Origin of the sequence: Limimaricola cinnabarinus (assembly GCF_002723615.1) — a bacterium.
GTDB classification, from domain to species: domain Bacteria; phylum Pseudomonadota; class Alphaproteobacteria; order Rhodobacterales; family Rhodobacteraceae; genus Limimaricola; species Limimaricola cinnabarinus_B.
The window spans coordinates 21048-45356 of sequence record NZ_KZ304968.1 but is presented as its reverse complement, the minus strand read 5'-3'; the positions used below and the strand labels follow the sequence as shown (position 1 = coordinate 45356).

At 65.5% G+C, this 24309-nt stretch carries 16 protein-coding genes and 5 pseudogenes; 9 read left to right on the top strand and 12 right to left on the bottom strand.

Annotation, left to right across the window (positions count from 1 at the left end; genetic code table 11):
* Positions 1-85 precede the first annotated feature (85 nt).
* The 4 genes from CJ301_RS14550 to CJ301_RS14535 all read right to left on the bottom strand — a co-directional run bounded on the left by CJ301_RS14550 (position 86) and on the right by CJ301_RS14535 (position 9544).
* Positions 86-1426 (bottom strand): HlyD family type I secretion periplasmic adaptor subunit, encoded by a 1341-nt coding sequence (locus CJ301_RS14550; RefSeq protein ID WP_099278104.1) that lies wholly within the window; start codon positions 1424-1426, stop codon positions 86-88.
* Entirely contained in the window at positions 1423-3234 is a 1812-nt protein-coding gene (locus tag CJ301_RS14545; protein ID WP_254050170.1) for a type I secretion system permease/ATPase, read from the bottom strand. Before CJ301_RS14545 ends, CJ301_RS14550 begins: the two co-directional genes overlap by 4 nt.
* 317 nt (positions 3235-3551) lie before the next feature.
* Complete coding sequence (locus CJ301_RS14540) at positions 3552-5927, bottom strand: hypothetical protein (RefSeq protein ID WP_099278103.1); 2376 nt, start codon at positions 5925-5927, stop codon at positions 3552-3554.
* A 152-nt stretch (positions 5928-6079) separates the two neighbouring features.
* Positions 6080-9544, bottom strand: coding sequence for a hypothetical protein (locus tag CJ301_RS14535; RefSeq protein ID WP_099278102.1), 3465 nt, complete (start codon positions 9542-9544; stop codon positions 6080-6082).
* A gap of 629 nt (positions 9545-10173) precedes the next feature.
* On the opposite strand from CJ301_RS14535, the gene CJ301_RS19030 reads away from it, so the two are divergent.
* On the top strand, positions 10174-10914 hold the full coding sequence (locus CJ301_RS19030; RefSeq protein ID WP_216823304.1) for a helix-turn-helix transcriptional regulator: 741 nt from the start codon (positions 10174-10176) through the stop codon (positions 10912-10914).
* Positions 10911-11438: a hypothetical protein gene (locus tag CJ301_RS14525; protein ID WP_254050168.1), complete on the top strand. Its 528-nt coding sequence runs from the start codon at positions 10911-10913 to the stop codon at positions 11436-11438. The genes CJ301_RS19030 and CJ301_RS14525 overlap by 4 nt, the downstream gene beginning before the upstream one ends.
* A 39-nt stretch (positions 11439-11477) precedes the next feature.
* On the opposite strand, the gene CJ301_RS14520 is transcribed toward CJ301_RS14525, so the two are convergent.
* A protein-coding gene (locus CJ301_RS14520; RefSeq protein ID WP_254050167.1) for an IS3 family transposase occupies positions 11478-12630 on the bottom strand; the annotation gives its coding sequence in 2 pieces (ribosomal slippage) (positions 11478-12375 and positions 12374-12630; 1155 coding nt in all).
* A gap of 710 nt (positions 12631-13340) precedes the next feature.
* Here CJ301_RS14520 and CJ301_RS19025 point away from each other — a divergent pair.
* From CJ301_RS19025 to CJ301_RS19335, 4 genes and pseudogenes are all read left to right on the top strand, one after another.
* Positions 13341-13502: a hypothetical protein gene (locus CJ301_RS19025; protein ID WP_216823303.1), complete on the top strand. Its 162-nt coding sequence runs from the start codon at positions 13341-13343 to the stop codon at positions 13500-13502.
* A 656-nt stretch (positions 13503-14158) separates the two neighbouring features.
* Entirely contained in the window at positions 14159-14440 is a 282-nt protein-coding gene (locus CJ301_RS14510; RefSeq protein WP_099278099.1) for a hypothetical protein, read from the top strand.
* A gap of 104 nt (positions 14441-14544) precedes the next feature.
* Positions 14545-14901 (top strand): hypothetical protein, encoded by a 357-nt coding sequence (locus CJ301_RS14505; RefSeq protein ID WP_099278098.1) that lies wholly within the window; start codon positions 14545-14547, stop codon positions 14899-14901.
* 639 nt (positions 14902-15540) lie between these two features.
* Positions 15541-15711, top strand: a pseudogene (locus CJ301_RS19335) (IS66-like element accessory protein TnpA); the annotation flags it as partial.
* A 340-nt stretch (positions 15712-16051) separates the two neighbouring features.
* On the opposite strand, the pseudogene CJ301_RS14495 reads toward CJ301_RS19335, so the two are convergent.
* Positions 16052-16227, bottom strand: a pseudogene (locus tag CJ301_RS14495) (LLM class flavin-dependent oxidoreductase); the annotation flags it as partial.
* Between the two features lie 92 nt (positions 16228-16319).
* On the opposite strand from CJ301_RS14495, the gene CJ301_RS14490 reads away from it, so the two are divergent.
* On the top strand, positions 16320-18455 hold the full coding sequence (locus CJ301_RS14490; RefSeq protein ID WP_099278097.1) for a UPF0149 family protein: 2136 nt from the start codon (positions 16320-16322) through the stop codon (positions 18453-18455).
* Positions 18456-18717: 262 nt separating this feature from the next.
* Here CJ301_RS14490 and CJ301_RS14485 read toward each other — a convergent pair whose 3' ends face one another.
* The 5 genes and pseudogenes from CJ301_RS14485 to CJ301_RS14465 all read right to left on the bottom strand — a co-directional run bounded on the left by CJ301_RS14485 (position 18718) and on the right by CJ301_RS14465 (position 21615).
* Positions 18718-18936, bottom strand: a complete 219-nt coding sequence (locus CJ301_RS14485) for a hypothetical protein (RefSeq protein ID WP_099278096.1) — start codon at positions 18934-18936, stop codon at positions 18718-18720.
* Between the two features lie 8 nt (positions 18937-18944).
* Entirely contained in the window at positions 18945-19268 is a 324-nt protein-coding gene (locus CJ301_RS14480) for a hypothetical protein (RefSeq protein WP_099278095.1), read from the bottom strand.
* A gap of 481 nt (positions 19269-19749) precedes the next feature.
* Positions 19750-20040: pseudogene (locus CJ301_RS19405) on the bottom strand (relaxase/mobilization nuclease domain-containing protein); the annotation flags it as partial.
* Between the two features lie 37 nt (positions 20041-20077).
* On the bottom strand, positions 20078-20533 hold the full coding sequence (locus CJ301_RS14470; RefSeq protein WP_099278093.1) for a hypothetical protein: 456 nt from the start codon (positions 20531-20533) through the stop codon (positions 20078-20080).
* A gap of 500 nt (positions 20534-21033) precedes the next feature.
* A complete protein-coding gene (locus CJ301_RS14465; protein ID WP_099278092.1) occupies positions 21034-21615 on the bottom strand; it encodes a hypothetical protein in 582 nt (193 codons plus the stop codon).
* Positions 21616-21976: 361 nt separating this feature from the next.
* Between CJ301_RS14465 and CJ301_RS14460 the strand changes: the two are divergent.
* Positions 21977-22321: pseudogene (locus tag CJ301_RS14460) on the top strand (integrase core domain-containing protein); the annotation flags it as partial.
* 40 nt (positions 22322-22361) lie between these two features.
* On the opposite strand, the pseudogene CJ301_RS14455 reads toward CJ301_RS14460, so the two are convergent.
* Positions 22362-22682 (bottom strand): annotated as a pseudogene (locus tag CJ301_RS14455) (transposase); the annotation flags it as partial.
* A 175-nt stretch (positions 22683-22857) separates the two neighbouring features.
* Here CJ301_RS14455 and CJ301_RS14450 point away from each other — a divergent pair.
* Positions 22858-24030, top strand: coding sequence for a nucleotide sugar dehydrogenase (locus CJ301_RS14450; RefSeq protein ID WP_099278119.1), 1173 nt, complete (start codon positions 22858-22860; stop codon positions 24028-24030).
* Positions 24031-24309: the final 279 nt, after the last annotated feature.

Below are 24309 nucleotides of genomic sequence, written 5' to 3'. Positions count from 1 at the left end.
GCGCGCAGGACGCTTGGTGCGCGCAGCCTCGCCGAGGCGGTTCATGCGGCGCAGATCCACGGGCTGATCCGAGCCCGCGCAGAGGCTATTGCTCGCGGAAGGCGCGCGTCATGCTGTCCATGATCGGCTTGGTGATATACTGCACGAAGGTCCGCGATGCGGTCTGGATCATGATTTCGGCCGGCATGCCCGGCGTGGGGGCGAAGTTGCGCACCCGGGCCAGCTGCTCGGCGGGGATCGAGATCCGCGCGAGGTAGATCTCGCGCATCTCCTCGCCCGCGCCTTCGGTGATCGCATCCGCCGAGACGTAGTAGACTTCGCCGTCGAGCACCGGGGTCGTGCGCTGGTTGAGCGCGGTGAGCCGGACGGTCGCTGCCTGGCCGCGCCGCACGCTGTCGATCTCGACCCGCGGGATCTGTACCTCGATGATCAAGGGCTCGTCCACCGGCAGGATCTCGAGGATGGGGCGTCCGCTTTCGATCACGCCGCCCGGGGTGTGGAAATAGAGCCGCACCACCGTGCCCGCGACGGGGGCCGTCAGGTCGACCCGGGCACGTACCGAGCGCGCGGTGCGGAACTGCTCGTTGATGCTTTCGAGCTGCGATTGCACGCTTTGCAACTCATCAAGCGCCTTCTCGCGGTAACGGTCGATCTCCTGCGAGATCTGCGCGCGGTTCTTGCGCACCAGCTCGTCGATCTCCTCGATCTCCGCTTCCAGCCGCCCGATCTGCCCCTGCGCCTCTAGTTGGGCGCGCTCTATCGCCAGAAGCTCGGGGCGGCGCAGCAGGCCGCGTGCGAACAGCGCCGACTTGTCCTCATGCTCGGCCTGCAGCAATTCAAGCTGGCCGCGATGGGTGCCAAGCTGGGTCTCGTAGCCGCGGGCCCGGATCAGCAGCGCCTGCACGCTGCGCTCCAAAAGGGCCAGGTCGTTCTCCAACGCCGCGCGCGACACCCGGTAGGCCAGCTCCTGCCCGTCGAGGATCCCCGCGACGGCGATGTCCTCGCGCGCCGCCTCCAGATGGGTGGGAAAGCGCAGCTCGTCGTGGCGCTCCTCCTCGGCCACGAGCCGCGCCTGCGTGGCCTCCAGCCGGAAGCGGCGCAGTTGCAGCTCGCGCTCGGCCGCCACCGCCTGCGTACCGTCGAGCCGCAGCAGGAGCTGGCCCGCCTCCACCCTGTCACCTTCGCTGACGAGGATCTCCTCGATGATCCCGCCTTCGAAATGCTGCACGATCTTATTCTGCCCGGTGGCGACGAAGCTGCCTTGCGCGATCACCGCCGCCGCGAGCGGCGCGCGAAAGGCCCATGCCCCGAAGCCGCCGAAACTCAGCACCAACAGCACCAGTCCCCAGATCGTGTGATGCCGCACGGAGCGCGGCACCCGGGCAAACCATTCGTCCTCGTCGGCCGTCCATTCGGTCATGCTCATGATCCCCCTCCCCCCTTGGGCCGCGGGACGCGCGACGCCTTGTCACCCGCAAGCTTGGTCAGCACCTCCATCCGTGCGCCGAACATCTGGATCGTGCCGTCGCCGAGCAGCATGATCTTGTCCACAGCGGTGAGCAGGGACGGCTTTTGCGTCACCACCACCACGGTGATCTTGTTCTGCTTGGCGTGCCGGATCGCCTGGGCCAGCGCCTTGTCGCCGGCGCTGTCGAGGTTGGAATTGGGCTCGTCGAGCACCACGAAGCGCGGCTCTCCGAAGAAGGCGCGCGCCAGCGCGATGCGCTGCTTCTGTCCGCCCGAGAGCGGCGCGCCGTCGGCGGCCACCACCGTCTCGTAGCCCTGTGGCAGGTTGGCGATCATCTCGTGCACGTCGGCCAGCGCCGCCGCCTGGTAGATCTGCGCATCAGTCGCGTCATGGCGCATCCGGCCGATGTTGTCCTTGATCGTGCCGGGAAAGAGCTGCACGTCCTGCGGCAGATAGCCGATGTTTTCGCCCAGCTGGCGCGGGTCCCAGTTGCGCAGATCCATTAGGTCGAGCCGTACGTTGCCCGAGGTGGGCAGGATCGAGCCTACCAGCATCTTGCCCAGCGTCGTCTTGCCCGCCCCCGAATTGCCGATGATCGCCAGCGTGTCGCCGGGATCGAGCGAGAAGCTGATGCCGTTGAGCACGACCTGCTTGGTGCCGCCGGGCACATAGAGCAGCCGCTCTACATCGAGCCGGCCTTCGGGGCGCGGCAGATTCAGCCGCTCGAACTGCAGCCGTGAGGAGGTCAGCAGCGCCGTGATCCGACCATAGGCCGCGCGCGACAGCGCATAGGCGCTCCAGCCCTCGATCGCGCCCTCGATCGGCGCCAGTGCCCGGCCGGCGATGATCGAGGCGGCGATCACCATGCCGCCGGTGATCTCTCCGCCGATGGCGAGATAGGCGCCCCAGCCCAGCATCGCGATCTGGGTCAGCAGCCGCACCGCGCGGCTGACGGCGGAGGCGGCGATGTTGCGGTCCTGCGCGCGGACCTGCGCGGTGAGCGAGATCGCGGTATCGCGGCCCCAGATCCGCACCGCCTCGGGGATCATGGCGAGGGCGTTGATGATCTGGCTGTTGCGCGCCATCGAATCGAGGTGGAGATTGGCGCGGCTCTGCGCGGCGTTGGCCTCGGCGAAGGCACGGGCGGTGATCCTCTGGTTGATCAGCGTGATCACCAGGAGCGCCAGCGACGTACCGACCACGATCATGCCCAGATGCGGGTGCACGAGGAAGATCGCAAGGATGAACAGCGGTGCGAAGGGCACGTCGAGAAACGACAGCAGCGTGCCGGAGACCAGAAAACCGCGCAGCTGCTGCAGATCGCCCAATGTCTGGTATTCGCGCCCCGAGCCGTGCAGCGCCGCCGCCGAGGCCGCCGAGAGGATCGGTGCGCCGAGCCGGGCCGCGACCTCCACGGCAGTGCGCATCAGCATGAAGCGCCGGATCGCGTCGAACACCGCCTGCAGGATCACTGCGCCGACGATGACGATGGTGAGCATGATCAGCGTATCGGTCGAGCGGCTGGTCAGCACCCGGTCGGAGATCTGGAACAGGTAGATCGGGATGGCGAGGATTAGCAGGTTGGTGGCGCAGGTCAGCACCAGGACCATCACGAGGTTGCGCCGCACCGCGCCGATCCCGCGCTGCAGCGCCAGGCCGTAATTCTCGGGCGCCATGCGCTTGTGGAACCTGGGCGGCACGGGTCCGCCTCCACCGCCTCTACCGCCTCCGCCACCGCCATCCACCGGGGTCCCGTCCTTGCCCATGCTGCGCCGCGGCGTCTTCGAGGCGTCCGGCAGGCGCCGTGGCCCGCGATCGGCCTCGATCACCTTACCCGGAAGCGGGGGGCCTTCGTCGGGCCCGCGCGCGGCGGGCGGATCGGCGCGCGGTGCATCGGCAGCGGCGCCGGGGGTGTTCGGGGGGGGGCGCGGCACGGCGCGGGCGGTGGTGTCCCCCATGCCGAGCCGGCCGGCATCCGAAGATCTCAGGAAACGGGGCAGTCGCGCGGGGGGCGCCTTGCGGCGCATCGGTGGATCGACGCGGATGGGATCGGCGTAGTCTTTCACGCGCATAACGCTCCTCGCTAACTCAGCATGGTCTGCATCAGATCGGCCTGGCTGGCCGACATCGCGGCGAGACCGCTGTCGGACGCCGCATGCCCGGCCTCAAGCTCCGCGACCGCCGCTTCGATCATTCCATCTGCGAGAAAGGCGACCGCCTCGCTGGCCAGTTCCGTCAGCCCCGTGCCCGGGGCGGGGGCGTACTCCTCGACGAAGCCCGCCTGATGCAGCAGCGCGTCGCTGTAGCTCTCGCCCTCGGCCATGATCTGGGAATCGATGCCCTTTTTCGAGATCGACGCCAGATTCGCCAGAAGGTTCGCCTCGGTCACGATCTGTGCCTCGGGCAGGGCGGCGATTGCCGCCTTGAGGATCTCGACCTGGTCCTGATCGCCCAGAATGTTGATCTGGTCGATCCAGTTCGCGGTGATGAAATCGCCCTCGATCAGCAGCACCTTGAGCAGCTCGACCCCTTCGAAGAGATCGAGGCCGAGCACCTCGCGGCCCAGGGCTTCGGCTCCCTCGGTCAACGACTTGCTCGCTTCTGCAAGCGCCTTGGGCAGTTTTGCCGCGACGTCCAGCCCCTCGGTATGGATCCGGGCCTCGTTGTAGCTCAGGTTCCCGGGCGCGGCGGGTTCGGCCGGGGCGGGAGCGCTGGCGGTGTCGCCGGACGGGTCGGTGGCAACAGCCTGCTTGGCCATTGGCTGCCCCGGGCCCGTTACGGCTTTCGCCGTCTCCTCCGGGGCCGCCCCCTTTGCCGAGGTCTGGAGCGGAGCCTTGGCGGGTGCCGGGGCGGGGTCCGGTTTCGCTTCGACGATGTCGTCGTCGACCAGCAGGTTCGTCTGCCGGATCAGCGTCGCGTCGACCATGTTTCCGCCGACCACGATCAGGTCGAAGGTCCAGCCGAACTCGTTGAGCACCGCGAGGTTCGCGAGCTCGTTCTCGCCCGCAGAAAGCTGCAGCCGCGCGGAGGGGATGTCGATGCGCAGGCTGTCGGTGTCGCTTGCGAAATTGTATTGCTGCACCCCGTTCACCTGCACGAGGTCGCCGGTGATGCGGGCGATCGCGAAACCGCTCGGCGACGTCCCGACCTGATCCGCGTCGCGCGGGGCGGGGTTCGAGCTGGAGGTGATCGAGGCGGCGTTCATCACCATCGAGGACGGCTGATCCCCGGGCGCCGCGCCCGCCTCCGGGGCGGTCTTCGTGCCCGTCTTCGCACCGGTCTCCGCGCCGGGAGCGGCATCGCGGTCGAAGGTCGCGTTCACCTGCGAGATCGCGGTAAGCTCACGCGCATCGCCCCCGACCACGATCACCGGCGCGTCGAGCCAGTTCGAGGTGATCGCCACCTCATTGACGAGCTGGTTGCCCCCGGTCACCACGAGCGGCGCTTGGGCGGTCTCCGTCAGGCTCGTGTCCTCGTCCGTGAAGCCGGTCATCGCCTTGCCGAACGCGGTTTTCCCATCGGTTTCGATGACGGTCATGCCGGCAGGAGGGGCCGCGGCTTCGGTTGTCGCGCCCTCGCTCGATGTCCCCTGATCGCCGGGGGCGTCCTCGTCCTGTGCTTCCTCTTCCTCGTCCGCCGCCTCGCCCTGCGCCGGGAGCACTGCGCCGGAGCCGTCGGTTGCGTCCGACGGCGCGTCCTGCTCTGTCTCCTTTTCGCGCAGGAAGGCGGGCAGCAGGTCCTGCCAGTCGGGCAGGGCATCCGCAATCGCGCCGTCGACATGCACGCCGAGCGTAGCGTCGCCTTGCAGTACCACGCCGCCGAGCGGCGCCTCCGGGTTCTGCTCGGCTGCCTGCGTGATCTGCGCCGTCAGACCGGCCCAGTCGAGCGCGCCCGCCGGGCTCCCCGACAGGGTTTCGAGCACAGCGGGCAGCGGCGACAGCGCCGCGACCTGTTCGCTCATGACCTCTAGGATCTGCGCCAGTTCGGCGGCCTGCGCGAGTATGGCGCCGGGCGCGACGCCGAAGGCATCGGCGTCCTGCAGCTGGTTCGACATCCACAGCACCGCCGCGACGCTGGAGGGCGGGGGCATGTCATGGCCCAAAACCGTATCGATGCGGATGTCGCCCGTTGAAAGGACGATCTTGACCTCGGGTGCCGGCGGCGGGGCGACCTCGATCACGTCATTGGGGCCGGGCTGCTGCAACGGCGGGGGCGAGATGACTGGAATGGCGAAGGGGGAGGGGGGAAGCGGCTGGTAAACGATCTGGGGATCGAGCTCCTCAAGCGGGTGCTCAGGTGTCAGGCGAAGCCCCTTGAACGTCAGCGCGGCGAGCGCGGGATCGGCTTCGGGTTCGAGTCGGATCTTCTCGTAATCGGCCCTGATTCTGCCGATCTCGACGGATAGGGCGAAGTCGCCGATGAAGTGCGCGATGATTTCGGTCGTTCGATCCATCGACATGTCGTGGTCCCTGCTTTCGGTGCGTGGCACCCGCCAAAGGAATGACGGGTGCCGGTGTTGCCTGCGGGGAAAAATCCTGCCGATCTGTCAGGAGGGAAGAGATCGGAACCGGGGGCCGGGCGTCGCCGGCCCCCGAACTTGGTCGCGGCGGACTACATGCCGTCGCTGTCGTCGCCGGTGTAGTTGGAGCTGAACGAGCCGCCGACCACGTTCATGTCCACCGTGTTGCCGAGCACGTTGGCCCCCATCACGATGTCCTGGTTGAACGCCGTGGTGTCGACCTGCGCCGCGGCGGAGGCGAAGGATTCGCCCGTCACGTAGCCGTCGTCGCCGTTCGACGAGCCCCAGGTGCCGGCATGGCCGGCACTGCCGCCCGCACCTGTCATCGCGTCGCCGCTGGCGCCGCCGATGCCGTCGCCGCCATCGGCGCTGCCGCCCGTGGCGACCCCGCCTTCGGCCATGCCGCCGGCACCACCGGTCGCCGCGGCCATGCCGCCCGCGCCGCCGTCGCCCGACATCGCCTGGACATCGCCGGAAGAGGCGGTGTTGGCGTCGACCATGGAGGCCGCCTCGGCCATGCCGCCATCGCCCGTATCGATATCCTGGTCGTTGTCGGCCATCGATTCCGCGAGCGCCTCGGCCGCCAGATCCGACATCCCGCCATAGCCGCCCGTTCCGTCGGCGGTGCCGTCGGCGGTGCTGCTGGAGGTGGAGTCGGTGTCGGAGTTGGTGGCACCGCCATCGCCGCCGTCGGCGTCGGCGTCGGAGCTGCCCTCGGACATCTGGTCGGCGTCGCTATGGGCATCGGAGTTGGCATCGCCGCCCATGGCCTCGCTGCCGCCGGTGCCCGAACCGGTGGCGTCGGTGTCGTTGGTCGCCGTGCCGGTCGCGCCCGCGCCGCTTTGCGATGCGGTCGAACCGGTGTTGGCCACCGAGGAGTCGTCATCGGTGTCGGCGTTGCCCGATCCGCCGGCACCGCCGGTGCCATCGGATGTCGCATCGCCCGAGACCATGCCGGTCAGCTCGCCATTGGTGGCGGTGCCTGCGCCGCCGGCGCCGCTGGTGTGGCCGTCCGAGCTGCCGCGCCCATCGGCCGTGGCATCATTGCCGGTCTCACCATAGCCACCGTCGCCGCTGTCGCCATCGGCGCTGCCCATGGCATCGGCCATGGCATCGTTGTCGCTAGCGGCATCGCCCCCCATCACCGCGCCGGTCGCGCCGTCATTGCGGCCCGTGCTCGAACCGTCGCTGGTGGAGGTGCCACCGTCGCCCATGGCGTCGCCGCCCGCGCCGCTGTCGTTGTCGGTCTGCGCGTCGCCGCTCGAGTCGGAGGTGTGGCCATTGTCGGCCGCGCCGCCGTCTCCGCTGTCGGAGGCGGTCTGGTTGCCGGTCTCGGCCGAGGCCGTGTCGGTGTTGTTGGCGTCACCGCCGGTTCCGTCGCCGCCGTTGCCATCGGTGGTCGCGTCGCCGGAGACGTCGCTGTCGCTCATGCCCGTCGTGGCGTCGGCCGCCCCGCCGGTGCTGGTGCCGCCCGTGCCGCTGCCGTCCGCATCGGCGTTGGATTCGGCCGGACCGGTATCGCCGCTGGTGCTGCCACCATCGCCACCGGTGGCATTGTCGGCATTGGCAGGCGAGTTGTTGCCCATGGTGTCGACATCGGGATTGCCGCCGCCGCCATTGGCGTCCTGCGTGCTGTCGTTATAGGTGTCGTCCGTCGTGGCATCGCCATCGCCATCGCCATCGGCGCTGTCGCTGTCACCCGCCTCGGTGTCGGCCTCCGAGGAGGCGTCGCTCTCGGCGTCGCTTTCGGCGTCGTTCTCGGCATAGCCGCCATCGCCGTCGCCCGAGTCGGCCGAGCCATCGGTTTGCGCGTCGCTGTTGCCATCGACGTCACCGTCGATGTCGCCCGCTTCGCCACCTTCCGAATAGCCGTATGCGTCGGCTTCGCTGTCGCCGGTCGCGTCGCCATCGGCTTCGCCACCGTCACCGGCCTCGTGCTCGGCATTGGCGTCGCTTTCGGCGTCGCCTTCGCTGTCTGCATCCTGGTCGGTATCGCCGCTGTCTCCGGCCTCGCTGTCGGCGTCGCCATCGGCGTCGGCATCGCTGTCGGCGTCGACATCGGCATCGACCTCGCCGCCATCGCCCCCGTCGGCGTCGCCATCGGCGTCGCTGTCGGCGTCGCCGTCCACGTCGGTGTCGATGTCACCGGTCTCGCCGCCATCGGCATCCGAGTCCGCATCGACATCGCCCTCGCCCTCGCCATCGGCATCGCTGTCGACATAGCCGCCATCGCCGCCGTCGCCGGAGGCGTCGCTGTCGGTCTCGCTGTCGCCGTCGACATCGACGTCGCCTTTGATATCACCGCCGTCGCCGCCGTCGCCCTGGGCCTCCGAGAAGCTCAGGCCCAGGCCGAGGCCGTTGCCTTCGCTATCGGAAGCGCCGCCGGCGCCGCCGGCCGAGCTGTTGTCGTTGTCGGCCGTGGCCGTGGTGGACTGGGTCGAAGTGGCGTCGCTCTCTCCGCCGTCGCCGCCATCGTCATCCGACGCGGCATCGCTCTCGCTGTCGGATTCGGTGTCGACTTCGCTGTCGACATCGCCGCCATCGCCGCCTTCGCCATCGGCCTCCACATCGGCGTCAGTGTCCGAGTCCGAGTCGTTGGTGGAGTCGTTGCTGCCGGCATCGCCGCCCAGGGCCTCGGTGGCGGTGTCGATCTCCTCGCTGTCGGTGTCGTGGCCTTCGGCGTCGGCCTCATCGGCGTCGCCGCCGTCGCCGCCGGTTGAGGTGGCCATGCCGCCATCGCCGCTGGTGCCGCCTTCGGCGGTCGCGTCGGCCGTACCGCCGTCGTCGCCTTCGCCGTCGCCGCCCTCGGCCATGGCCTCGTCACCGCCATTGCCGCCTTCGCCGCCGCTGCGGATGCCTTCCTCGGCATAGGCTTCGCCGCCATCGGCGTCGCCGTTCTGGTAGAACTCGCCGGAATTGTCGACATGCGCCTCTTCGAGCGTGTCGTTGTCCTCGAGATCGTTGGTCAGGACGTTGACGAAGCCCGCATCATTGCCTTGGCCGTTGAGCGAGTCGTTCAACATGTCGTCCATGTCGAAGTCGTTGCCGGGGTTGTAAGCGAGGTTACCATTGGCGGCGATGACGTCGCCCACCTCGGACCCTTCGAGGTCGAGATCGACCACGTCATTGTCTTCTTCGCTGGCGCCATCGAGCTCCAGGCCGACATCGACATCGACATCGACGTCCACATCGACGTCGGTGTCATTGCTATTGGTATTGTCGTTGTCGTTGTCGTTGTCGTTGTCGTTGTCGTTGTCGGAGCTGGCATCGGCATCGCTGCTGGCCGAGGCGTCGCTCTCGTTCTCGTTGGTGTTGGTGTTATCGCTCTCGTTCTTGTTGGAGTTCTCGTTCTTGTTGCCGTTGTGGTTCTTGCCGTCCTTGCCGTGCTTGCCGTTGTGGCCGCCGTCACCGTTATCTTCGCCGTGATCTCCGTTACTGTCGTCTCCCAATCCTTGGGTCTCGGCGATCGCGCCGTTCTCTTCGGTCTCGATGATGTCGGCTTCGGGCGCGGTTCCGTCGCCCCAGCCTATGATTGTATTGTTGTTGCGTGTGACCATGGTTCTGTCTCCAGACATAGCAGCCATCGCTGCACCGCCACTCATCTTGAAAGCGGTGATCCGTAATGGCAGGTTGCAATGAAATGCAAATGATGAGCGCCCCGCGAGGGACGGCAGACGTCACGAATTAAAAATGCCTTATGGCAAACCAGCAAAATTTCCGCCCTTGGCGGGCCATCATCTTCGCCACCGACCGTACCGAAAGCCGCCTCTGAGCGAGGTGTCCGTAAGATCAAGCCGGTGCCGATGATCCGACCTTGCGGGAAAGACGTTTACGGTTCAGCCCGGAGATTCGATGTATTCCGCAGGAGGCCGGCCTCGATCGGATGGGGGTGGGCGGCAGCAAGGCGGTGTTTTGTTAACTTTCTTCAAGTCAACGTGATCGCGCCGCTGGTGTGGTCCATACGGAAGCGGGGCGTGGGTTAATGCGCTTTTATACTAAGTAACACTCTATAAACTACTTTCATCCACCGCTTGGGGCACAGGGCCAGACGGGGCCGCATGCCACGGCGTCCTACAGGATTCCTGACCTAACCTTTCGGCTTATGGGAGGGGACGGGGGAATAGCCGTACTATCGAGAACCTACGACATTCCGTTTTAGTTCATATTTCCCATTTGTGAGTTCCCGATGTCGAATCTCGAGTATATTACTTGCAATCATGAAACCCCGCGTCGATCCGAAAACGCGAAATGTGTCGTGCCGATGCTTGGAAGCGAATTCTGTTTATCCGACGGACTGATAAAGACGCTCTGTGCGGAATTCGAAAGCGTAACGTTCGCGCGAGGGTCGGACCTTTCCGAAATATCACGCATCTGCGAAAAGCATTGCCATGTGCCGTTCCTTCTGGTCGACCAGGACCAGATCGCGTCCCAGTACGACATGCTGGCCGCCGCGCGAGCCGCCGGGACGGAGATGCTGGTTCTGGCCTATGGCGGTCATCCGCCGGATCAGGAGCTGCTGCGGCAAAGACTGGATGAGTACGACCCACCGCGGATCGGTCTGCTGCCGCTCAACATGCGCATTGACGTGCTTCTGGCGGTGATGCGGCTATTGCTGTGCGGCGAGATCCTCGTGCCCGAGGCCATCCTGCGCAGGCTCATGGCGAAGCAGCCGGGGGCCCGGCCCAGGGCCGGGCTCGCCAATCCGGTCACGCACGACCTGACCCGCCGCGAATGGGAGGTGCTGGCGCTGATCGCCGAGGGCAAGCAGAACAAGATCGTCGCCGCCGAGCTTGGCCTGTCCGAGCATACGGTCAAGCTGCATATCCATCATCTGATCAGCAAGCTGGGCGTGTCGAACCGCACCAGCGCGGCCATCTGGTTTCTCGCCAATGGGGAGGGAAGCGTGACGCCCTCGGACACGCCATGACCGGCTCCGCGCCCGAGCCGCCGGGCGGCGACGCGGGCACGCTGAGCGCGTTCGATCAGCTCCTGCTGCTGGTCGGGCGCATGAACTACAGCTGGACCAATACCGAGAGCCTGCTGATCCATCTGATCGCCGGGCTCGCGGGCACCAGCAAGCAGACGGCGGTAATCATCTATCTGACGCTCAACACCACCCGAGCGCGGGTCGATCTGGTCGATCGTCTCGCCAAATCCGGTGCCGCTTCCGGCGAGCTGCGCGATCGGATCACCGGGCTCACCGGGCGCATCCGCAAGCATCAGTCGCTGCGCAACCACTACAGCCATTCAATCTACTCCTTCGATGCGGAGACTGGCGCGACCCGGACCATCACCATGCGCATCGCCGATCGCAAGAACGCGCTGAAGATGGGGCGCAGCGACGATGTCGATGCGGAGGCGCTGACGCGGATCAGGCAGACGATCGAGGCGCTGAAGCTGCTCAACCACGAGATATGGACGCTGGTGCTGGAGGAGGGATACCCGGTCTGATAAGGTGCTCCCCGATCCTTGGACAGGATCTGGCGTTTTCTAAGCTACTCTCTGTTCCTGCTGATCGGGTGGGATAATGGGGTTTCTCTGCCAGTAGACCACCGCCGGCGGCTGACCGCCATGGGTGGAATGCGGACGCTTTCGGTTGTAGAAATCGAACCAGTTCCTGAGCCCGGCCCGTGCCTCCGAGCCGGTCTCCCAAGCGTGCAGGTAGACGCACTCGTGTTTCAGGGTGCGCCAAAGCCGCTCGAGGAAGATGTTGTCGAGGTAGCGCCCCTTTCCGTCCATTGTGATGCGGACGCCGGCGCGTCTGAGCAGGTCGGTCCAAGCGAAGGACGTGAACTGGCTGCCCTGATCGGTATTCATGATCTCGGGCAGGCCGAACCGCTGGATCGCTTCGGTCAGCGCCTCGACGCAGAACTCGGCCTCCATCGTGTTGGACAGGCGCCAAGCCAGCAATTTCCGGGTGTGCCAATCCATGATCGCCACGAGATAGAGGAAGCCGCGCCGCATGGGGAGATAGGTGATGTCGGCGCACCAGACTTGATTGGGCCGCTCCACGCGCAACCCCCTCAGCAGGTATGGGTATCGCTTGTGCCCCTTGGCAGGCTTGCTAATGTTGGGCTTTTGGTAGATCGGCATGAGGCCCATGAGCCGCATCAGCCGCCGCACCCGCTTGTCGTTCACTGCATGGCCCTCGTTGCGCAGATGCCGGGCCATCTGGCGCACGCCGTAGAACGGCGTTTCGAGAAATTGTTCGTCGATCAGCCGCATGAGGTCGAGGTTCAACTCGGTCTCCCCGGCTGGCCGGTAGTAGAACGACGACCGCGAGAGTGACAGCAGCCGGCACTGCCGCCCCACGGACAGGGTCGGATGGTCTCGCTCGATCATGCCGCGCCTCACGTCCCGCCCCAAGGCTTGAGCTTTCTGGACAAAAATCGTTGGCGACCGCCAGCTCTCCAATCTTGGCATGCAGCTCCTTCACCTGCGCCTCGTCGACTTCGGGCGTCTTCTTTCCGCCTCGCTCGAAGACCCCTGAAGCGCCCTCGAGCAGGGCCCGCTTCCACTGATGGATCAGCGTGGGATGCACCCCGAACCGGCTCGCCAGCTCGGCGGCCGTTTGTTCGCCTTTCAAAACTTCCAGCGCGACCTTGGCCTTGAAAGCAGGCGCGTGCTGCTTGCGTTTCGACATCTCTGATCTCCTCGTCGGTGAAGATCAGCAGACAGCAAATCGTAGCTTACGTCAGCGTCCTGAAATCGGGGAGCACCTCAGACCCTTATGAAGAACGGCCGCAGGACAACGGCGTGCGTGTCACTCACATATCCTATGGTCCTCGTGCCGCGATCTTCCTGCGTCCAAACTTAACAGGGAGAAGAAAACGGTCGTTTGAAGGCGCCTGTAGCGAACGTGCAACTCGGGCCGAGACGGCAGGGGAAGAGAGGCGACATGTGCCAGTCGCCTTGCATCCAAGGGTGCGGAACGAAACCGAGACCCCGATTCCATCTGTAGTGCATCATCGGATTGGAGGGGGCCCCTCCTTCGGAACCATTTTTCAAACGATCGGATGAAACACGTCGGCAACCCACTCGAGCAATTGAAAATGATCATCTGCATCCTCATTAAAATGTAATACATTCTATATAACAATGACTTGTTATATGGTGTTCAGCGGCAGTGAAATACCCCAAGCACGGTCTTGACCTCCCTGCGGCCCGAAGTCCTTGCTGCGCGGCTGGAGGCGATGGCTTGGGGTGAGCCCGAGCTCGGCAACCCTCGGCGTCCGGACCTCGGGCTGGCGAAGGCCATGGCTTCCGTGAAACCGGATCGCCGGATCTGGGAAAAGTCTCGTAAACTGCCGGGCAGGCAACGCGCCGGTCCTTTCCTCGACGCTGATTGCGGAGATGATCGGGATCACCGTGAAAACGGCGCTGGCAATCCTGGGTGAAATGACGTCGCTGGGGCTTTCGCAGGGGATCACCTGCCGCAAGACGGCGTGGATCTGGGCGGGGCCGGGCATGGATGGACGACTCGTGGATCGGCCGCCACGATGCGCCGGAGGCTAGGTGTGAGCGGAGAGCGAGGCGGATCACCAGGCGATAGATCACGCCGTCGCAGACCTCGAGACTGAGCGGGAGCGAGCCGAGCTTATCCTTGGCGGAAGAGGGTCGGGTTGCGAGGGAAAGTGTCGAGCCGGTTCGTCCCGTTACTGCGTCCTTGCCTGCGCATGGCCCGCTGAGCCACGGAGAGGGGTGCTGGGGGCGCAACTCCGACTTTCCGCACTCCCTTGACATGTGCGCATCCTTGCCCGCTCCTGGCCTCTCTTTTCGGCCCTGGCGGCGATCGCAGGCGACCGACTTCCCGTCGATGGTGATCTCCTTCAGGAGCTTATGGCATTCCGACCGCCATTCGCCTCGTACTGCGTCGTGGCATACAATCAGGATCTTCCGAGCCCAACCAGGTTCGAGACCGAACTCCACCGGCACCGGCGCCGCACAATACTCGGCGAGCATCTCCATGCCGTCCACCTGAACGATCGCTCGGATGGCCTGCACGGTCTCGTTCGCAACGATGTGCAGCAGGCTCCGGCGGCCTTGGTTGTCGGCCAGCTCGCAGAAGGCACGGCCCGTGCGAAACCACCCCTAGAAGCGCGGCCGCAACGGTAAGGCCGGTTCGGATTCGGAGGACATCGCGGGAGATCACGGTAGGCAGGCTCGGGGCGATGCGCGAGATCGGCTGGACGCTGCGTGCGACCGCGGTTCGCGAGATCGCCCGGCAGGGCAAGACCCTCGGCCGCGCGCTGATCGGGGCCGCAGTGCAGAACGCGATGCTGGTCGGGGGCTTCCTGGTCCTGGCTCGCCTGACCGGGCTCGGCGGCGCCGGGCTGCGTGGTGACCTGCTGACCGGGGTTTTCCTGTTCAACCTCCACGCCAAGGCGATGAGCGCGGCGATGTCGAACGTCGACGCCCTGCCCGCCGACGGCTCTACCACACCGACCCGCTGATCCAGGCCACCGGCGGCGCGATCGGCGCGGCCTACCTGCAGCTGGTTTCGGCCGCCGGGCTAATCCTGGCCTACCACGCGCTGGTCTCGCCAATCGAGGCCGCGATGACCGCGCCGCTGCCGCTGCTCGCGGCAAGCTGGATCTCGGGTCTCGGGATCGGGCTGGTGCTCCTGCGGATCAAGGCGCGCGCGCCCGGGCTCGCCTCGATGGCGGCGATGGGCTGGATGCGGGTGGGCATGGTCACCTCGGGCGCGATGTTCGTCGCCAACGCCCTGCCCGGCGCCTTCCTCGCATGGGTCACCTGGAACCCGATCTTCCATGCGGTCGACCAAGCCCGCGGGCTGGCCTTCGCCAACTACATGGCGCGCCACAGCGAGGCCTGGCCCGCCTACGCCTTCGCCGCCCTCCTGGTCGGGCTGGTCGCAAACCGGGCGAAGCGAGGGCCCGGAACCGGAGCGTAACAGCTGAAACGGATCGTAACGGTGCTTGTTACGCTGTTTATGCTTATAAATCATATACTTAACCTGAAACGTAACACCGTAACGGCTCTCCGGGGAATATATATATATACCTCTCTATTACTCTCTCTCCTCCTCTCTCTCTTCTTCTATATATATATATATATATATCTATTTTTACTGTTACATATAGATAAATATATAAGAAAGGGCATAGGAATCAGGGGGTTGGACCGTAACACGGAGCGTAACAAGAGCGTAACAGAGGGTGTAACGCGTTACGGTGCCTCAGCTTTAACATCGAGACGCTAGTCACTGATAATCATGAATTTTTCTGGATCTGTCCGCAGATCGCCATGACCGGGCGCGGCCTCGCTCCGGGCACGCCACTCCCCCTTTGCGGGGTGATCTGGTCCCGCAGACCCGCCTCCACCGCCACCGATCGCGGGGTCGCACGCGCCCTCGGAGGGCTCGGCGAGGCTCGAGTGTAACGGTTCAGATGGTCTGATCAGGCCCGCCGGGGCCTGGGCACGCGCAGCCGTGCTCCTCCGGCGCCGTGGGAGCGGGCCGCCTGTAACGCGGATCCGGTGTCGGTCAGGCCGTGGTCAGGCGATGACCGGCTCGTCATCCGGATGATGGGGAATGCGTTTCGCAATGTGCGCGACAAATTCGTTTCTCAGATCTCTGGACGTCGAAATCTACGCGTTGGGTCACCGGCGTTGGTTGGGCGATGCGAAGGCCCGGACTGTGGCGGAGACCTTGGAACCGGGGGCGACGGTGCATGCAGTTTCCGGGCGGTATGGCATCCGTCCGAACCAACTCTCGGCTTGGCGGCGCTTCGCAATGCAGGGACAGCTGGCTCTCCCCGCCGCGGAGATCGGCAAGCCAGTCTTCGCACCGCTGATCATTTGCGATCCGGCCGAGACGAACGAGCCGCCGGACGCGACACTCGAGCAGATGATCTGGGCAGATGATCCGGATCGTCAGGGGGGCGATGCAGATCGAACTGTCGCCCGACATGCCGTCAGGTCGGATCGCCGCGATCGTGCATGCTCTGGAAGCGCCGACAGGCTGATGCCGTCTCAGGGCGTCCGCATCCTGGTGGCGACGAAGCCGGTAGACTTCCGCAAGGGACATGACGGTCTGGTCGCCCTAGTGCAGCCGCTCCGGCCTCCTCCACCATGTAGAAGGGGTTCTCATACCGCATGCGATGACGCCAGTGCCGATCTCGATGCGGCGGGTCCGAGCGCCAACGGCCGCCAATAGGGGAAAGGGCGACGCGAGCTGGCGCGCGAAGTGATGCACGCGATAATAGGCCCTGTCCGCGCCCGCAGCCCAGCGATCGCCCCCGCTTGCAGCAGGAGCTCGACCCATGCAGGGTCGGATCGCACCAAGTTATCATCCGCTCTTGCGAGATCGCCATGCTGCCACCTTCGATCAAGACCATGCTCGCCGCGCTTGCGCAGGCTACGGATCCGAAGGCGCATGCCGCGCAGCTACAGCGGTTCGGCCGCGCGCTGTTGGAAAGGCCGGACGACGCAGCCGCGCTGCTGGCGCAAACGGCTGAGAGCGCAGCCGCCGCCAGGGGCGACGAGGAGCGCATGAGCCAGCTGCTCGGCACAGCGCTCGACGAAGCCCGGATGGCGAGGGAGAACGGACAGCGGCGCGGCGCGCTTTTCATCGAGGGTCTTGAGACGCGGCTCGGCGAGCTGGTCGCATCGAACGCTCTGACCCTCAAGGGAAGCCTGACCGTCTCGGGGACCTGGGCACGCGCAGGCCTGCCGTCGCCCGCCATCCTCGCCGCGCGGCAGGATGCCTTCACCGAAGCGATGGAGGACGGCGAAGACCCGGTCGATCTTGAGACCCTGCTCGACGGCCTGATCGGTAGCCTGACGCGGGAGCACGGCGGCAATGTCTCGGCCCTTCATGCGCTGTTTGCCGAGATGCTGCCCACCGTGCCGTCCGAGGCGCGCCGCGTTCTGGTCCGACTGGCCGTAGCACGGCCGCAGGAAATTTTCGCCGAACTCGGCTGCGCCTGGCTGCTCGATCCCGACGCGGAGATCCGCTCCGGCGCGGTGGAGGGCCTTTCGGACCGTCTGGCGGCGGGGACGGCGTTCCCGGAGATGCTGGCCCGCCTCACGATCCTGCGAAGCTGGCTGGCGGATGCAGCACTGCGTGACCGACTGGATGGCCTCGTGCGGATGGCCCTGCGCAAGGGCGTGGCAGGCCCGACCAAGGCGCCCGAGCACAAGCTGCACCGGATCGTCGCCAGCTTGGTGGACGGCTCCGGCGCACAGAGCATGGCAGCGGCGGTGCAGACCAGGGACACTCCCAGCGTCGCCGTGATGCTACTGAAGCAGGGGTTCGGCGTGAAGGATGCCTATGTGCTACCATGCGACAGTGCCACAGAACAGCGCCGCATCCTCGCCACGCTCACCGACGAGATCGAGGCGCAGGATGTGCCGCGCGCCTACATGGAGCAAGCGCTCGGCCTCGCCTTGGGCGAGGGGTTGGAGGCGGGTCTGGCACCCATGCCGGGACTGGTGGATGTGGCGCAGTCTTGCGGCCTCGATGACCTGCGCCCGTTGTCCGCCTCAGTCGAGGCAACGCTCGCGCTGGCGGATCCCGAAGGTCGCGTTGCCGATCTGACGGTACAGGCCCGGGGGCGGCTGATCACAGCCAGTCAGCATTGGCCGGACGCGTATCCCGTCCTCGAAAGCTGGTTCGAAGACAGCGACGAAACCTTGGAGGCGCTAGAAAGCGCCAAGTCCCATGCCACGCTGACCCGCAACATGTGGCGCGTGCTGGAAGACCGTCGCGCGCACTGGACCGCGCTCATTGCCCGCAATGCACTGCTGCTTCGCGCCGTCGGATCCGACCATGCGAAGGAATTCATCGCCGTCGCCGCTGCGCTGAAGGACGGGCGCGACATCAAGAAGACCCCGGTGATGAAATTCATCTGCGAGCAGTCCATCATGGTCTGGTTGGATCGACAGGATGAACCAGATGGCCTCTTCGATGCGGGCTCTGATATGCCGCCTACCGCGTCCTCCATGGCCCCTGCGAATTGGTCGATGCCAGACGCCACAGCCGAGACGGCGGGCGAACTGGCCAAGCTCCTGCACCCGGCCGGGCTGACCGAGCCCTGGCTCGAGGGTTATCTGACGGGGATCTGCACCGCGCCGCTCTTCGTGACACCATCCGATTGGCTCACGCCGTTGCTTCACATTGTTGGGCCAAGCCTCAAGGCTGAGAAAGATCTGACCCGCTTCGTCAACTTGCTCATGCCGCGCTACAACGAGACCCTCACGAGGCTCCGGGTACCGGATGAGAATCTGATCCCGATCGACATCCCGCTGATCCCGATCTGGGCGGATGGCTACCTGACGGCTTGGGAGGCCACGAAACCCAGCTGGCCTGCCAAAGCGTTGGGTCCGAAGGGCAAGACCATCCGCAAGGCGCTCGAGCAGGCGACGGAGGGACAGATCGATCCGACCGTGTTTCAGGTCACGCTGCCGGTTTGGCTACGAGAGCGCTTCGCCGAGCAGAAGATGTGAGGCGAGCGATATCATCTATCGCTCCTGCCCCAAGGGCGGGACGTGATTGTGGCGAGGCACTGCGGATTTGCGAGGAGCATGGTCCTCCTGATGCGGCAGCCATCGATGATGGCATGTTTTTGCAGCCCCTCACTCCGGGTGCGGGTCGCAAATGCCATCCTGTCCAAGGCCATTACTTTCCCTTGGCGTATCGGTCGCCTGCTTCGGACAGAGCATGCCTGCTTTTGGCTGGGTCCCGTCGCCGCGTCTTGTCCAACAGGCCCTATCCGCCGAACGGGATGTCGAATTCATTCTGATCGGGAGCGGTGTCGGCGGGCGGCCTTTCGATGCGTTGACCCAGAACATGGCTTTCGATCTCGCCGCCATCGCCTCGTCCGGACCACTGCACCACCGCGATGACCGCCCCATCGGGCCGATGCTCGATGCGGAGTAGCCGCCCTTGTTTGCGTCGCAGAGCATGCCCCAGCTGTCGCAGGCGCATGGCCACGGTCAGTCGCTGATTTCGGCGCCCATGAGCTCGGTCATCTGCTTCAGCATGCGCTGCATCCGCTTGAGCTCCTCCTGCTGGGCCCCCATCGCTTTCGCGAGCGCAGCGCGGTCCGCCTGCATCACCTGCAGCTCTTCCTGCACGTCCTTCAGCACGGTGTGGACGCGGATCAGCATGCCGTGCCCAGCCGGGTCGGTCTCCGTCTCCAGCAGATCGCGCACCGACATCAGCTTGTCGATCTTGCCATCCATCGTGTCCATCTTCCGCAGCATGAGGCTGTCGTGTTTCAGCGGTTCGATCGGAGAGGGCGGGTTGGTCTGGGGCATGAGATAGCCTTTTCTCTGGGGGAAGGGATGCATCGTAGCGGGCCAGCTGCTGCATGGCGCTGCGCAGGTCGAGCAGGCTGTTCAAGAGCCGGAAACGCTTTACCAACCGGTACCGCCGCTCGAGCTGCCGGGGGTAGTAGGCTTCTCCGAGCTGGCCCAGCCGACCCTCGAAGCCATGGCCGCTTACTTCGAAGGACAATACTCGATGACGATTGCGGCTCAGCTTGGCGTCGTATCCCGCTTCCGACAGACCAGCGATCAGCTCTTGGTCGGAGCCAGGCACAAGGCGGCGGAACAGGTCCGACAGCACGGCAACGAGCCGCGGCACGCCGGGATGCCGCTGGCGTCGGCTTGGGACATGCGACACGAGACGGGGCGGCGCTGTGGGATCGAATACCGGCAATAGCGGCTGCCCGAAGATATCGCGCAGCTTGCGATCATTCACATTCGATTGCGCGCAAGTCAGGTTCAGGTTGACCGGTCGGCCGAGAAACGTGACCTGCGCGACGGCGACATGGTAATGATCGCAGCTCCGGTCGGTATGGCGAACGGCCGCCCAGGGGAGGGCATGCGAGTCGATCCCGCGATGCGACAGCTCGGTCGCGATCATTCGCAGTGCAACGCTGTCGGACGCACGCGTTCCCTCGGGCAGCGAGAGTGTGATGTGCAGGAACGACCGATCCCCTCCCAGCTTGGTGAGACGCGCGGCCAAGTCATCGCGGCTGCGCCAGTAGAGCGAGCCTCCCAGAGGCTCCGCCCCCGCTTTGTACATGTAGCCGGTCAGCTGCCGGGCATCCCCCACCTCCCTGTTATGCGCCCGCATCGAACGGCCTCAGATGATCGATGACAGCCTGCATGGTGGCGTCGAGACGCTGGGCGACGGCAACTGTCTTGCGGCGGGAGAGAGGGCGGTCATCGGGGCGGTGATGCAGATCGCTGGCGAGTGCGAGGATGCGTCCGAGGAGTGCTTCAAGATCACCGTGCCGAGGCATGCTCATCGCCGCCTCGCAGGCGACGAGGTAGGCTGGAACGCTCAAGCCGGCCACTTCCGCGCGTTCGGTCATGGCCCGATGACGCCGCGCCGTCATGCGAACCTTGACCGTCTTTTCTTTCCGCCCGTCATCGGGACCCACGTCCGGCAGGATCGGCAGGACGCCCGGCGGTACCCATGTATCATCGAGATCTTCGAACACGATGAACGAGGTCACCGCCTGCTCGGCGTCGTCCGATCCCGTCATCAGGTCTGCTTCTGTTTCGCCGGCCATTGCTCATCTCCTGCCTGCCACCGTCGATGGCCCGCCAGGATCATCGATATGGTCTGCATCATAGAGATCGCCCTGTGCGTGCAGGAGAGGGGATCGACCATGCGTCATGCGAAACCTGTGGATTGTCGGATTCCGTTCGACGCGCTTTGTACCGGAGCGACGGTACCTGCACCGTCTTGGCAGCTTGCCGCGACCGAACGTCTTCCAGATCGAAGCGACGGGCCGCTCCGTTTCCCCGGTATCGCATTTCGATATCGATACAGGGGTTTTTTCCGTCTGGTGCATAGGTAGGAGGTGATAAGAACCTAGGGAGTGGGCCCTGTCCAATCGTGGGAAACACCCGGAGCGATGTCTTCTTCTATGAAAACACCCCGGCGGCGGGTCGGGGTATCCGCGACCTTTCCCAAGGCGGTCATCTGCATGGCGGACGGCCGTTCGCGAAGGGGCAAGGCTCGGACGAAACGCCCGGGCCATATAGATTTTCCGCAGAAAGCCGAACGTCAGGGTGTCAATCCAGCGGGTTCTCCGAGCAGTCGCTCCAGCGCTTCGCCCTCGATCTCATCCTCGATCCACAACTTTTCGGCGAGCCTCCGCAGTGTGGCGAGATGCGGCTTGAGCAGGTGGCCTGCCGCTGTCTCGGCCGCCTCCAACCGCTCCCGCACCCTGACGGCCAGACTGCGGTCGAGGGTGAGATGCTGGGCCGATCCCGGGATCCAGAGCGGACCTTGGCCGCCCAGACCGAATACGGTCTCGATCCGAAGCGCGGTGTCGGTGGCCATGGCAAGGTCGCTTCCCTCGCCGCCGCCCGCCCCAGCCGAGACATCGCCGAGCAGCATCCGCTCGGCCGCGCGGCCGGCGAGCAGCGTCTGCAGTCGCGCCTCGAGCTGGGCCAGCGTCTGCGTCTCGACCAGCGTCTCGACCTCGACCATGCCACCGCCGAGCGTCAGCCGCATTGCCGTGGGGCGGGTAATGCCGAGCAGATGGTGCGCCAGCGCATGCCCCGCCTCGTGGATCGCGATGCGCTCGCGATGCGCCGCGCAGCCCCCGGGACGCAGACCGTCGAGCGCGTGTTGCAGATCCATGCCGTCGATTGTCCGCCGGGCCGCCCGCGCTGTGACCCGGGCCTGCCGGACCAGCGCGGCGATGTCGGCCGCCGAGAGCCCCGCCGCCTGTCTGGCGAGCGGCGTCAGGTCGAGGTCGGGCAGGTCGCGCCCCAGGTGATGGCGTTGGGTCGGGGCACGGTTTCTTGAGACAGTCCGTAGCGCTTCTCTGGATCAGAGGAGTACGAGATGGACGACAAGAAGATTACGACACCAGGCGCGACGGAGGTCACGGCCTCGTCGGCGCGCGTCCATAACGCTGGCGACGACGGGGCCGTGGCCGGCGGTACGAGGCGCTTCTCCGCGAAGCGCAAGCTGACGGCAGTTCAACGGCTGATGCGTGGCCGAGGGTCTGACGCTGCGCCACGACCATGGGTCGAACTACATGTCGGAGGACTTCCAGAACGAGGTCCGCTTCTTCGGCATCACCAGCTCGCCCTCCTTCGTCCGCCAGCCCGAAGGCAACGGCGTGGCCGAGCGAGCCATACGAACCCTCAAGGAACAGCTTCTCTGGGTTCGTCACTTCGCCACCGTCGACGAGCTCAGAGAGGCTTTGGCGGCCTTCGCAGCGAAGTACAACGCGTCCTGGCTGCGCGAGCGACACGGATACAAAACGCCAAATCAGATCAGGGCTGAACAAAAAGCCCTTGAAACCGAAGCCGCCACGGGGACCAAGATGGCGGCATAACCAGCGCAACGCGCTGTCTCATAACCGTGCCCCGGTACACTGTTTCAGGGCCACGATCCAGCGCAATACTGAAGCTGGGATCGTGCCGCAAGGCTGTCGCGTCATTGCCGTCTTCATACCCCGCCCCAATCATCATGATCCGGAAACGGATGATGTCGCACAGGCTATGCTGAATTTTCGCCGGATCCCGCGGATCGTGCAGGCACTCGGCGAGCCGCTGCGCCAGGCCTGCCTTTCGCTCGATCTCGCGAAGCAGGGTCAGTCCGGCGTCGGAGCTCATGTCGGCGCCGTCGAATCCAAGCAGGATCGGCTTGCCATTAAGGGGTGGCAGGCGGGGCGTGGAACACGTAGATTGGGCCATGGCGGAGGTCGTTCTCCTGAAAACCGCATGTTTGGCGTTAGCAACCAAAACATACGGCCTTTCAGATGGTTACGCTACCTCCGCCGCCTTCTCGTGAATTATCCGGGATAGCAGGCCGCACCATCGCACGAAGATGAATGCGCGCCAGAGGTCGCAGGCGGAGGGGAAAGCGAAGATGCAGACGAAGATCGCCGTCGCGGGTCTGGGCTATGTCGGCCTGTCGAACGCCGCGCTTCTGGCGCGGCACCACCCGGTGGTCGCGATCGACATCTCCGAGAGCCGCGTTGCCATGGTCAACCGGCGCGAGCCGCCGATCCAGGACGCCGAACTCGCGCGCTGCTTCGCCGAGGACGTGCTCGATCTCAACGCCACTACCGAGGCGGCCGGAGCTTATGCCCGGGCCGACTGGGTCATCATCGCCACCCCGACCAATTACGCCCCCCTGACCAACGCCTTCGACACCTCCTCGGTCGAGGCGGTGATCGCGCAGGTGCTCGCCGCTTCCGCGCAGGCGGTGATCATCGTGAAATCGACCGTGCCGGTGGGCTTCGTGACCGAGATGCGGGCGCGCTTCGCGACCGACCGGATCATCTTCTCGCCCGAGTTCCTGCGCGAGGGAAAGGCGCTGTACGACAATCTCCACCCCTCGCGGATCGTGGTAGGCGAGTGCTCCGACCGCGGCCGGGCCTTCGCCGACCTGCTGGCGGGCGCGGCGCTCGACGCAGACGTGCCGGTGCTGCTCACCGATCCGAACGAAGCCGAGGCGATCAAGCTTTTCGCCAATACCTACCTCGCGATGCGCGTGGCCTATTTCAACGAGCTCGACAGTTACGCGATGAGCCGCGGCATGGACAGCCGCCAGATCATCGAGGGCGTGGGGTTCGATCCGCGCATCGGCGGGCACTACAACAACCCCTCCTTCGGCTATGGCGGCTATTGCCTGCCCAAGGACACCAAGCAGCTTCTGGCGAATTACAGCGAGGTGCCGCAGAGCCTGATCCGCGCCATCGTCGACGCCAACGCGACGCGCAAGGATTTCCTCGCGGACCAGATCATCGCGCGCGCGCCGAAGCGTGTCGGTGTTTACCGGCTGGTGATGAAGACGAACTCCGACAATTTCCGCGACAGCTCGATCCAAGGCATCATGAAGCGAATCAAGGCCAAGGGCATCGAGGTGACGCTCTACGAGCCGGAGCTTGCTGCCGACAGCTTCTTCAATTCGCCGGTGGAGCGCGACCTCGACGCCTTCAAGTCCGGCTGCGACCTGATCCTCGCCAATCGCCGCGCGCCCGAGCTCGACGACGTGGCGGAGAAGATCTTCACGCGCGACCTGTTCGGCAACGATTGAGGGCGGCGCCGGGGTCGATCTCGGTGCCGGCCTTGAGGTCGGTTCCTGAGCTGTCGTCCTGCGCCCGCCCCAAAGGCTCAGTGACCATGTTCCTAGCCGATCAGGAATGGCGGCCGCCCTGGTAGCCGGGGCGCGCCATTACGCGTGCACAGAAGGGTGGAAAGGTGGCCTTCGGCCTCCAGTCCGCATGGCGGGGAACGGGCAGGCGCCCTGCAATCCGATACCAGCCTGGCCGGGGCGCATGGGTCGAATGGTCATTCGACGAGGAATTCCGGTGGA